Origin of the sequence: Nonomuraea sp. NPDC049725 (genome assembly GCF_040674795.1) — a bacterium.
GTDB classification, from domain to species: Bacteria; Actinomycetota; Actinomycetes; order Streptosporangiales; family Streptosporangiaceae; genus Nonomuraea; species Nonomuraea ceibae.
In genome coordinates this window covers 683,004-693,924 of the sequence record NZ_JBFANJ010000002.1, presented here as the reverse complement: position 1 = coordinate 693,924, position 10,921 = coordinate 683,004, and the positions used below count along the sequence as shown (strand labels likewise).

The 10,921-nt window shown below is 73.2% G+C and carries 10 protein-coding genes; 7 read left to right on the top strand and 3 right to left on the bottom strand.

Annotated features, from left to right (window positions below; translation table 11 throughout):
- The first annotated feature begins 112 nt into the window (after nt 1–112).
- From AB0J53_RS07585 to AB0J53_RS07570, 4 genes are all read left to right on the top strand, one after another.
- Nucleotides 113–2,191 carry an MMPL family transporter gene (locus AB0J53_RS07585; RefSeq protein WP_364169647.1) on the top strand — a complete coding sequence of 693 codons (2,079 nt, stop codon included), beginning with the start codon at nt 113–115 and terminating at the stop codon, nt 2,189–2,191.
- Between the two features lie 83 nt (nt 2,192–2,274).
- Nucleotides 2,275–3,531 carry a sensor histidine kinase gene (locus tag AB0J53_RS07580; protein ID WP_364169644.1) on the top strand — a complete coding sequence of 419 codons (1,257 nt, stop codon included), beginning with the start codon at nt 2,275–2,277 and terminating at the stop codon, nt 3,529–3,531.
- A complete protein-coding gene (locus AB0J53_RS07575) occupies nt 3,519–4,160 on the top strand; it encodes a response regulator transcription factor (RefSeq protein ID WP_364169641.1) in 642 nt (213 codons plus the stop codon). Before AB0J53_RS07580 ends, AB0J53_RS07575 begins: the two co-directional genes overlap by 13 nt.
- Nucleotides 4,157–4,882 (top strand): DUF4097 family beta strand repeat-containing protein, encoded by a 726-nt coding sequence (locus tag AB0J53_RS07570; protein ID WP_364169638.1) that lies wholly within the window; start codon nt 4,157–4,159, stop codon nt 4,880–4,882. The genes AB0J53_RS07575 and AB0J53_RS07570 overlap by 4 nt, the downstream gene beginning before the upstream one ends.
- A gap of 22 nt (nt 4,883–4,904) precedes the next feature.
- Here AB0J53_RS07570 and AB0J53_RS07565 read toward each other — a convergent pair whose 3' ends face one another.
- The gene (locus AB0J53_RS07565) at nt 4,905–5,051 is read right to left on the bottom strand and encodes a hypothetical protein (RefSeq protein WP_364169635.1); all 147 of its coding nucleotides are present in this window, start codon (nt 5,049–5,051) and stop codon (nt 4,905–4,907) included.
- 368 nt (nt 5,052–5,419) lie between these two features.
- On the opposite strand from AB0J53_RS07565, the gene AB0J53_RS07560 reads away from it, so the two are divergent.
- The 3 genes from AB0J53_RS07560 to AB0J53_RS07550 are packed head-to-tail and all read left to right on the top strand — an operon-like array spanning nt 5,420 to nt 8,850.
- Nucleotides 5,420–7,306: an ABC transporter permease gene (locus tag AB0J53_RS07560; protein ID WP_219508242.1), complete on the top strand. Its 1,887-nt coding sequence runs from the start codon at nt 5,420–5,422 to the stop codon at nt 7,304–7,306.
- Between the two features lie 57 nt (nt 7,307–7,363).
- Nucleotides 7,364–8,092: an ABC transporter ATP-binding protein gene (locus tag AB0J53_RS07555; RefSeq protein ID WP_364169631.1), complete on the top strand. Its 729-nt coding sequence runs from the start codon at nt 7,364–7,366 to the stop codon at nt 8,090–8,092.
- Nucleotides 8,089–8,850 (top strand): alpha/beta fold hydrolase, encoded by a 762-nt coding sequence (locus AB0J53_RS07550; protein WP_364169628.1) that lies wholly within the window; start codon nt 8,089–8,091, stop codon nt 8,848–8,850. Before AB0J53_RS07555 ends, AB0J53_RS07550 begins: the two co-directional genes overlap by 4 nt.
- Here AB0J53_RS07550 and AB0J53_RS07545 read toward each other — a convergent pair.
- Together AB0J53_RS07545 and AB0J53_RS07540 are read right to left on the bottom strand one after the other, a co-directional pair.
- Nucleotides 8,839–9,429, bottom strand: a complete 591-nt coding sequence (locus tag AB0J53_RS07545) for a DUF6461 domain-containing protein (RefSeq protein WP_219508245.1) — start codon at nt 9,427–9,429, stop codon at nt 8,839–8,841. The genes AB0J53_RS07550 and AB0J53_RS07545 overlap by 12 nt on opposite strands.
- 160 nt (nt 9,430–9,589) lie before the next feature.
- Nucleotides 9,590–10,894: a prenyltransferase/squalene oxidase repeat-containing protein gene (locus AB0J53_RS07540; protein ID WP_364169625.1), complete on the bottom strand. Its 1,305-nt coding sequence runs from the start codon at nt 10,892–10,894 to the stop codon at nt 9,590–9,592.
- Nucleotides 10,895–10,921 lie beyond the last annotated feature (27 nt).

The window sequence follows — 10,921 nt, the reverse complement described above, 5'->3', positions numbered from 1 at the left end:
GGCCCCCGGTCAGGGACTTCGTCACGTCCGGGCGGGGGCTGTACCTAGTACCACCCGGAAACGGCAACAGGCACTCCCGACAGCCGCTCTCCCCGCTGCCACAGTGAAGAGCATGCTTAGTCGGATCGGCAGTTTCTGTTACCGCCGCCGAGGATGGGTTCTCGCGGCCTGGATCCTGATCGTCGTCGTGGGAGGGACGTCCGTCGGCCCCCTGCTCCACACCGTCAGCTCGGCCAACTACATCAGGGGCCTGGAGGCCGACGAGGGCCAGCGCGCCCTCGTGGAGGGCCGTACGCACGGCCGCGAGTTCACCACCGTGGTCGCCGGGATGGACCGGGCGGCCCCCGAGCTCGCCCGCGCGGTCGCCGACGTGCGGGCCATCCCCGGCGTCCACGCGGTCGGCGAGCCGTACGCCGGCGACCGCGGGACCGGCGCGGCCGTACAGGTCCGGCTCGTGAAGGCCGGCGACCAGAGCGTGCCGCTGCGGCAGGCGCAGGAGCGCCTCGGCGACCTGGCCGAGGAGCGGCCCGGGGTGAGCGTCCGCTTCGGCGGGATCGACCTGATCTCCGACGACACGAACGCGATGGCGCAGCAGGACATGGCCAACGCGACCATGTACTCGCTGCCGATCACGCTGGTGGTGCTGGTCTTCGTGTTCGGCGGCCTGCTCGCCGCGAGCATCCCGGTGATCACGGCGGTGGCGACCATCGCCTCGTCGTTCGGGCTGATGCTGCTGGCGACCCGCGTCCTGCAGATCGACAACACCGTGCTCAGCGTCGTCGACCTGCTGGGGCTCGGTCTCTCGATCGACTACGGCCTGCTGCTGGTGGCCCGCTACCGGGAGGAGCTGGCGGCCGGGCACGACCGGCCGGAGGCCGTCCGCCGGGCGTGGGCGACCGCCGGGCGCACGGTGCTGTTCAGCGCCCTCACCGTCGCCGCCGCGCTGTCCAGCCTGCTGGTGATCCAGCAGCCCCGCCTGCAGACGATGGGCGCCGCCGGCATCGCCTCGGCCCTGCTCGGCATGCTGGCCGCGGTCACCCTCGTCCCGGCGCTGCTCGGGCTGTTCGGCAAGCGGGTCAAGCCCGCACGGGTGCGGACCCGGCCGGACAACGGGGTGTTCGCCGGGATCGCCCGGGACACCCAGCGCGTGCCGGTGCTCGTCCTGGCCGGCGTGCTGCTCGTGCTGGCCGTCGCCGGGAGCACGCTGACCGGGCTCCAGATCAGGATGGCCGGCGCGGAGAGCGTCCCGCCCGGCACGCAGTCCCTCCAGGTCGAACGCGAGGTCTCCGCCCACTACGGCTTCACCAGCAACCCGCCGCTGCGCGTCGTCGCCGAGACCGGCCCCGCCGAGCTGGCCGCCTGGAGCGCCGCCTTCCGCGACGACCCCGGCATCGCCAGGATCGAGCCGCCCCGCGCCGAGGGCCCCGGCCTGTCGTCCGTCGGCATCCTCGTCCACGGAGACCCGCAGGGACCCGCCGCCGAACAGGTGCTGGACCGGCTGCGCGCCGACCGGCCGGACGGCGTCCGCTCGTGGGTGACCGGCGAGACCGCCGGCATGTTCGACCTGCTCGACCGGACCTCCCGCGACCTGCCGCTCGCCGTCGCCGTCGCCCTGCTCGCGATGCTCGTGCTGCTGTTCCTCATGACCGGCTCGGTGATCGCGCCGCTGGTCGCGGTCGTGCTCAACATCGTGTCGCTCGCGGCCACGTACGGCGTGCTCGTCCTGCTCTTCCAGCACGGCTGGTTGTCCGGCCCGCTCGACACCCTGCCCGTCTCCGGGCTGAGCGTCTACCTGCTGGTCACCGTGTTCGCGTTCGGGTTCGCCTTCGCCATGGACTACCACGTGTTCCTGCTGGCCCGGATCAAGGAGTACGCCGACCGCGGGCACGACACCAACACATCCGTACGCCACGGCCTCCAGCACAGCGGACGGCTGATCACCCTGGCCGCCGCCGTCATGGGCATCGTCTTCGCCTGCTTCGGCGCCTCGAAGATCGGCGACATGGAACAGCTGGGCGTGGCCCTGCTCGTCGCGGTGATCGTCGACGCCACGCTCGTGCGCTGCCTCCTGCTGCCCGCCACCATGACCCTGCTCGGCCGCTGGAACTGGTGGGCGCCGGGCCGGATGCGCCGCGCGCACGAGCGCGTCGGGCTGCGCGAGCACGAGCGCGACCTCCTGGCCAGGGTGTGATCACCGCAGGCTTGTCCCGGGGGCGGGCGCATGATTGCCTACCAACGGATTCGGCCGCAACGGGTGGAGAACGGGGAGGGCTCGTGACCGTCGGGGGACGGGTGTTACGCGCGCCGTGGCAGGCCCGCACCTGGCTGGCCACGTTCCAGATCGCCGCGGGCAGCGCCGTCGGGATGCTGGCGTTCACCGTGCTCAGCGTCGTCGGCTCCGCCGTGGTCATGCTCACCCTCGTCGGCGTCCGCTGGCTCCCCCTGTCGGCCCTGCTGTGGTGCGGGCGCACGTGCACGCGCATGCACCGCTCCCGCTTCGCCGCCCTGCGCGGCGCGCCCATCCCGGCCGCCGTCCACCCGCCCCCCGAAGGCCAGGGCCTGCGCTCGCGCGTACGGGCCGAGCTCCAGCAGCCGGTGGTCCGCTCGCGCCTGGCCTACAGCCTGGTCAGCGGCCTGGTGCTCACGCTGGGCGCGGCCGTCTCGGTGACGCTCTGGACGGCCGGCCTGCTCGGCGCCACGATCATCGGCTACGCGTGGGCGCTGCCGGCCCGCAACGGCTTCGGCTGGGGCCTGCACGAGCCCGCCACCCTGCTCGCGCTCACGGCGGCCGGACTGCTGTGCCTGTTCGGCACCCCGTGGGTGGTGCGCGGCCTGGCCGCCTGGGACGCCGCCGTCGCCACCCGACTGCTGACCTCCACCCACGTCGACCAGCTCGCCCGCCGCGTCGAGGTGCTGTCGGAGAACCAGATCCGCCTCCTCGACGCCGCCGACGCCGAACGCCGGCGCATCGAACGCGACCTGCACGACGGCACCCAGCAACGCCTGACCTCCCTGGCCATGAACCTGGGCATCGCCAGGGAGCTGCTCTCCGACCTCCCGCCGGACGCCCGCAAGCTGATCGCCGACGCGCACGAGGAGGCCAAGCAGGCCCTCACCGAGCTGCGCGGATTCGTCCGCGGGCTGCACCCCGCCGTCCTCGACGACCGCGGCCTCGACGCCGCGCTGTCCGGGATCGCGGCCAGGCTGCCGCTTCCCGTCCACCTCACCGTGGACGTGCGGCCACGACCCTCACGGACGATCGAGGCGGCGGCCTACTTCGTCGTCTCGGAGGCACTCACCAACGTCGCCAAGCACACGGAGGCCGACAACGTGCACATCGAGGTCAACCGGCGCGACGACCGGTTGCGCATCCGGATCGCCGACGACGGCGGCGGCGGCGCCAGCCTGGACAAGGGCTCCGGCCTGCGCGGGCTGCGCGACCGCGTCAGATCCGTCGGCGGCGAGCTGCGCATCGACAGCCCGGCCGGCGGGCCGACCGTGATCGACGTGGAGATGCCGTGCGTGTCGTGATCGCCGAGGACTCCGCGCTGCTGCGCGAGGGGCTGGTCCGGATGCTGGAGCTGGCCGGGATCCAGGTGGTCGCCACCGCCTCCGACTCCGACGGGCTGCTGGCCGCCGTCGAGGAACACCAGCCGGACCTGGCGCTGGTCGACGTGCGCATGCCGCCCACCCAGACCGACGAGGGCATGCGCGCCGCGCTGGTCGTCCGCGAGCGGTGGCCGCACGTCGCCGTGCTGGTGCTCTCGCAGTACGTGGAGGAGCAGTACGCCACCGAACTGCTCGTCGGGGAGTCCAGCGGCCTCGGCTACCTGCTCAAGGACCGCGTGGCGAACTTCCGCGAGTTCCTGGACGCCGTGCGCCGGGTCGCCGCCGGCGGCACCGCGCTCGACCCCGAGGTGGTGTCGCAACTGCTCGTCCGCCGCAGGCCCGACAGCCTCTCCCGGCTGTCGGCCCGCGAGCGCGAGGTGCTGACGCTCATGGCCGAGGGCAAGTCGAACGCGGGCATCGCGATGGGCCTGGCGATCAGCGAGAGCGCCGTCGCCAAGCACATCAACGGCATCTTCACCAAGCTCGACCTGCCCACGACGGACACCGACCACCGAAGGGTGCTCGCCGTGCTGAAATACCTGAAGGCATGACCGCCTCACGCCGGGCCCGGGCGGGCTGGATCACGCTCGGCGCGGGGGCGGCGCTGCTCATCGCCGTGCTGATCGGCCTGACGCTGTGGTCCTGGCTGGCCAGGCAGAGCGAGACGCAGCGCCAGACCCACCAGCGCCCGGCCGCCCGCGTCACGGTGGACCTCAGGATCGGCGAGGTGCGCCTGCTCCCCGGCGAGGCCGGGCGGGTCGACGTCGAACGGCGGCTGACCTGGTCGGGCCCCCGGCCGGCGCTGACGGAGCGGTGGTCCGGCGACACGCTCGGCATCCAGGCGCGCTGCGACGAGGACCTGCTGATCGGGGCCTGCTGGGTCAGCTACACGATCCGGGTCCCGGCGGGGACCGCCGTGGAGGCGCGGACCGCCGAGGGCGACATCACGCTGCGCGACCTGACCGGGGAGCTGCGGCTGGCCACGGAGACCGGCGCGATCACGGGCACGGGGCTGCGGGCGGCCGACGTCGAGGTCAGCGCCCAGCTGGGCGACATCGCGCTGAGATTCGTCCGGCCGCCGGGCTCGGTGCGGGCGGATTCGCAGGCCGGGAACATCGACGTGGAGGTGCCCGAAGGTGACGGATACGCGCTCGACATTCGCAGCGGCATCGGCGAGCCGGACGTCGGAGTACGCGCCACCGAAGGCGCGAAGAACAATATTTCGGTGCACAACAGTACGGGCGGGATACGGGTCGCGTATTTGGGGTCCTGACCAGCCGGGAGGCGCACGCCGGTCAGTCGCGGTCGCCGTCGGCCGGTCGCCCGGGCGGGTCGTCAGCCGCCGGCTCCGCCCGCGCCCGGTTGGGGCACCCGGCGCATTCGCCGGGCTGCGTGCGGCGCAGCAGGACCGGGCACCATTCCCGCGAGTCCGTATCCGTCATGCACACATCGTGTCAGGTTTCCTGGCAGGTGTCGGTAAAGGGGGCGCTACTTCCCACCGGTAGCTAACTCCACCTCGGTCGTGGAGCAGGCACCCGGAGGGCCTCATTGAAATGCTGAAACGGCACCCTTTCATGAAATGCTATAGTCTCACTATATTTGGCGGGAGTATTGGAATTCCGTCCATTGACGGGCAGGATTAGCCTGCGTATCGAGCCATCCGGGGGATATCGGCACGCGGCCCGTCCGGCCGCCGCACGGCTCGTCGACCCCGACCGTCGACCCCGACTGTCAACACAGTCGTCAGCGCGGCCGTCAAGACGGTCGCCGACGTCGTCCCCTCTGTCGCTGAAGGTGTGGAGGTTCGCCTGTGCTGAGCATCGCGATGAGCACGCTCCGGGAGCGGTGGGTGGCCTTCGTCGTGTCCCTCGTCGCCCTCGCCCTGGGCGTCGGCATCATCGCCACCATCGCGCTGGTGATGAACTCGGCCCTCACGGGCTTCCCCGGCCAGCGCGCCGCGCTGACCGGGACCGTGGTGCTGCTCAGCGTGTCGGCGGGGGTGACCGGGTTCGCCACCGTCTTCATCGTGGCCTCCACCTTCGCCCTGACGGTGATCCAGCGCACCCGTGAGCTGGCGCTGTTCCGGCTGATCGGCGCCACCCCGCAGCAGGTGCGGCGGATGATCGTGATCGAGGCGCTGCTCCTGGCCGCGATCGGCTGCGTGGCCGGGGTCGTGATCAGCCTCGTGGGCGCGCCGGTGCTGGCCTCGGTGCTGGCGTCGAGCGGCCTGGCGCCGTCCTGGTTCGAGGTGTCGATCTCGCCCGTGCCGCTCGTGCTGGTCTGCCTCGGCGGCATGGGGCTGACGGCGCTGAGCGTGTCGGTGGCCTCGCGGCGGGCGGCGACGATCCGGCCGACGCAGTCGCTGCGCGAGTCGGCCGGCGACCCGCCCGGGGCGCGGCCCGGCAGGTCCGCGCGGACCGGCTGGGGCGTCGCGCTCCTGCTGATCTCGCTCATGGGGATGGGCGTGGTCGCCGCCGTGCTGCCGGAGCTCGCCACGGTCCCCGTGGTCTACCTGTGGGTGCTGCTCACGCTGGTCGCGGCCGTGGCGCTGCTGGCCCCGGCCCTCGTCCCGCCCGTCCTGAGGCTGCTGACGCTGCCGTGGGCGCGCGGCGGCAGCGCGATCGGCACCCTGGTCCGGGAGAACACCCTCACCATGGCCCGGCGCACCGCTGCGACGACGCTGCCCATCCTCATCACCGCCGGCATGTCGATCAGCCTGCTCGGCGCGCTGGAGACGATCGGCCACGCCCAGTCGGTCGAGGCGGGCGAGCGGTTACGCGCCGACTACGTGCTGGTGCCCGAGGGCGGTCCCGCCATCAGCGCCGAGGCGCTCGATCGGGCACGGAAGATCCCCGGCGTCCGGATCGCCCCGCTCGCGCCGACGACCGTCCAGGTCACCGGCGAGGCCGGGCTCGCCGACGGGTTCTGGGGCTACGCCACCGACGCCCAGCGGTTCGCCGCGATGACCTCGCTGCCGCTGATCGACGGCACGCTGGAGGACTTCGGGCCCGGCGGCATCGTGGTGTCCGACATCTGGGAGCTCGGCGCCGGGCAGCGCGTCACGGTCACGCCGGACGGCGGCAAGCCGGTCCAGCTCACCGTGGCCGCGGTCGTCGGCGACAGCGCCGGAGGCGGCGACTTCTACCTGGACGTCTCCGACACCGGCCCGCGCCCGGCCGAGGCCGCGTACGTGCAGGCCGGGGGCGAGGCCGCGGCGGCGCTGCGGGAGCGGAGCGGCGAGCTGGGGGCCTCGCTGCTGACCAAGGCCGAATGGGCGGCCACGGTGGGCAACAGCGACCAGGGCACCGGCGTGATCGGCATGCTGGTGACGCTCGGCATCGCGATCGTCTACAGCTGCATCGCCATCGTCAACACGATGGTCATGGCCGCCACCGCCAGGCGGCGCGACCTGACCCTGCTGCGGCTGCTCGGAGCCACGTCACGGCAGGCGGTGGCGGCGCTGCTCGCCGAGTCGGTCGTGATCGCGGCGGCCGCGATGGTGCTGGCCACCGCCGCGTCCGCGATCAACTTCGCCGGGCTGCTGGCCGCGCTGACCCAGGTCGTGCCCGGGGCCACGCTGGCCGTCCCGTGGGCGCCCGTCCTCGCGTTCGCCGCCACGAGCGCCCTGCTCGCCATCCTCGCCACGACGCTGACCGCCACGGCGGCCGTGCGCACGCCCGCCCCGTTGTCAGAGTGACCTGCCAGAGTGACGCGCCAGAGTGACGACAGAGTGACGACAGAGAAGGTGACTGCCATGGACTTCGCCGTCGAGCTGCGCTCGGTGCGCAAGACGTACGGGGCCGGGAGCGCCGCGGTGACCGCGCTGGCCGATCTGAGCATCGGCTTCGCCACGGGCAGCTTCACCGCCGTGATGGGGCCCTCCGGGTCCGGCAAGTCCACGCTGCTCCAGTGCGCGGCCGGGCTCGACCGGCCCGACTCCGGCCAGGTGATCCTCACCGGCGTCGAGCTGGGCGGGCTGGACGAGCAGCGGCTGACCACGCTGCGCCGGGAGAGGATCAGCTTCGTCTTCCAGGCGTTCAACCTGATCACCGCGCTGACGGCCGCGCAGAACGTGGGGCTGCCGCTGCTGCTGGCGGGCCGCAAACCGGCCGCCGACCAGGTGCAGCGCGCCCTGGCCGAGGTCGGGCTCGCCGAGCGGAGCTCCCACCGCCCGGCCGAGCTGTCCGGCGGGCAGCAGCAGCGGGTCGCGATCGCCCGCGCCCTCATCACGCAGCCGGCGGTGCTGTTCGCCGACGAGCCGACCGGCGCGCTCGACACCCGCAGCGCCAAGGAGGTGCTGGAGCTCATCCGCGCGATGGTCGACCGGCACCGCCGCACCGTGATCATGGTGACGCACGACCCCGTCGCCGCCTCCTACGCCGACTCGGTGGTCTTCCTGACCGACGGGCGCGTGGTGGACACCCTGCACCGCCCCACCGCCGACCGCGTCGCCGGCCACATGACGAACCTGGAACGCCGATGAGCCCCTACCACGGCGACCTGTGGGTCCGCCGCTTCCACGAGCCCCGGCCCGGCGCGCCGCGCCTGGTGTGCTTCCCGCACGCGGGCGGCTCCGCGAGCTTCTTCGTGCCCCTGTCGCAGGCGCTCAGCCCCGGCCTGGAGGTCCTGGTCATCCAGTATCCGGGCCGCCAGGACCGGGTCGCCGAGCCGTGCGTCGAGGACCTGAACGCGCTCGCCGACGAGATCTTCCTGCGGGTGCGCAAGCTCGCCGGCCCGCCCCCGGCGCTGTTCGGGCACAGCATGGGCGCCACGCTCGCCTTCGAGGTGGCGCAGCGGCTCGAAGGCGACGGGGTCGCGGTGCCGCACCTGTTCGTGTCGGCCGCGCGCAGCCCCTCCTCCGAGCGGTCGGAGGAGGTCCACCTGCGTGACGACGACGGCATCATCGCCGAGATGCGCCGCCTCGACGGCACGGACGACGTGCTGCTCCTGGACCCCGAGCTGATGCGGCTCGTGCTGGGCCCGATCCGCAGCGACTACAAGGCGCTGGAGCGCTACCGCTACGCCGGCGGGGTGCTCGCCTGCCCGGTGACCGCGCTGGCCGGTGACGCCGACCCGGGCACCAGCCTGAGCGCGGCCCGCTCCTGGCGCGACCACACGGGCGGCGCGTTCACCTTCAGGCGGTTCCCCGGCGGGCACTTCTACCTGACCGGCGAGCTGGCCGGGGTCGCCGAGGAGATCAGGCGGACCCTGCAGCCGCCCGATCCCGGGTCAGTCGTCTAGCGTCTCCGCGCCCAGGAACGGCTGGGCCAGCAGGCCGGCGGAGAAGGGCAGGCCGGTGATGCGCTCGGCCAGGGCGAAGGCCCGCTCGATCGGACGGTCGATCTCGCCGCCGGGGACCAGGCCGGTCGCGCGCATCTCCGCGGCGAACCGGTCCGCGTCGGCGCCCGAGGGGAGTTCCGGGTGGCGCGGGTCGAAGGCGACGACCGGCGTGCCGTCGACGATGTAGGCGAAGCTGTCGGAGGCGTAGTCGTGGCGGCAGATCGAGACCACCTCCGTCCCCTGGGACACGGGCCCGTACACGTCGGGGTCGACGGCGAGCTGCCAGCCGCCCGGCTCGACGACCACGGTCCAGTCGCCGGCCTTCGTGGCGCCGATGAAGCCGGCCGCGTCCTCGCGCATGGTGTCGATCGAGCGTTCGCCGAGGTCGTCGAACGCCACCTCCTCCAGGGTGTCCTCGTCCACGCCGAAGCGGCGCAGGACCTCGTCGGGGGTGAGGTTGCGTACGAAGGACACGCAGTAGACGTCGTCCAGCGTGTCGGCGCCGGGGAGGGGGACGAGGTGTCCGGGGATCTCGGTCATGGTCGCTCCTGTGTCGATGTGAGCGGAATGATCGCAGACGTGGCCGACAGATCGGTGCGAAATGGTGGGCGCGCTAGCTGGCCAAAAAACCTATACAAACCGGACAGAAGGCCATAATCTCTACTTGTCCCAGTCGGGGGACGACTGGGACGCCAAAACTTTACGGCTCGGCCTGCTTGCGCTGCATGACCGCCGAGATCACCAGCAGCGCGACGGGGACGAGCAGGCCCAGCGCCAGGTCCTTGGGCTCGATGAGCCCGGCCAGCAGGCCGGCGGTGCCGCCCAGGCCGAAGGTGGCGAACACCACCCAGGCCCAGTGGCGGCGCGCCCAGCGCAGCGGACGCGGCCTCGGCCGGGCGGGCAGCAGCGGCTTCAGGGCCGCCGCCAGCGGCCGGTCACGGTCTCCGCGCCGGAGCACGACGACGCCCTCGGCCCAGACGACCCGGTCCGCGGCACGCGCCAGCGGCAGCGCGCGGATCCCGGCCAGCGTCTCCACGCACGGCCACACGCCCCACAGCGTGACGTTCATGTCGTGGTTGTTGGGCCACGAGCCGTCGTCGCACTGGTCGGTGACGATGCGGTGCACGGCCTCGGCCAGCCGGGCCGTCACGTCCGGCTCGGGCACACGCGGGTGGCGCATGAGCGCCGTGGCGGCGACCGGCAGCGCGTAGTGCATGAGCGGCGGGGGCCGCCAGATCTCGCCGCCGCCGGCGCTCGGCAGCCGCACCGCCGTGCTCTCCACCCGGTTGTGCTTCTCGTCCAGCGAGCCGGTGTCGACGTGTTCGAGCAGCCAGTCGAACCGGCCCCGCAGCCGCTCGTCGGCCGGGTCGGCCCCGGCCGCCAGCAGCGTCGTCAGCGCCATCGCCGTGTGCGCCACCCTCGGCGTCGCGCCCGGCTCCGCGCCCCACGCCCGGGGGAACCGGCGCTGGTCGAGGAGCCAGGCCACGCCGGACTCGACGGCCGGATCGTACGGGGCCGCCGCCACGAGCGCGCGCAGCGCCAGGCAGGTGAGCCAGGTGCGCGGCGGGCAGTCGGCGAACGATCCCCAGCCGCCCGAGGGGTGGCGGTTGCGGCGCAGCCACTCCACCGCGCGGTCCAGGTCGGGGGAGTCGGGCCGGGAGTCGCACCGGAGCGTCGCCAGGCACCGGATCACCCAGGCCGTCGCCTCGACGACCGGGCGCTCGCCGCTCGTGTTGGTCCACCAGCCGCCGTCGACGTGGGGATCGGCGTCGCGGAGCTGCCTGGCCCGCAGGAAGGCGAGGGCGTCGGTGAGCTGGTGCGGCTTCTCTCCTGCGGCGTGGAAGGCCAGAAGCGCCACCGCGGTGGCGGTGGCGCCCGGGGGAGGGGTTTCGAGCATGTGGTACCAGCCGCCACCGCCCGCGGGGCTTTCGGTGTAGGTCCGGCGCAACAGGCTCGTCGACCGGCGCAGCGCGCCCTCCACCTGGGTCAGGTCTATCTCGTACATCGAGCCCTTTCGTGCCGGGCCGCCTGA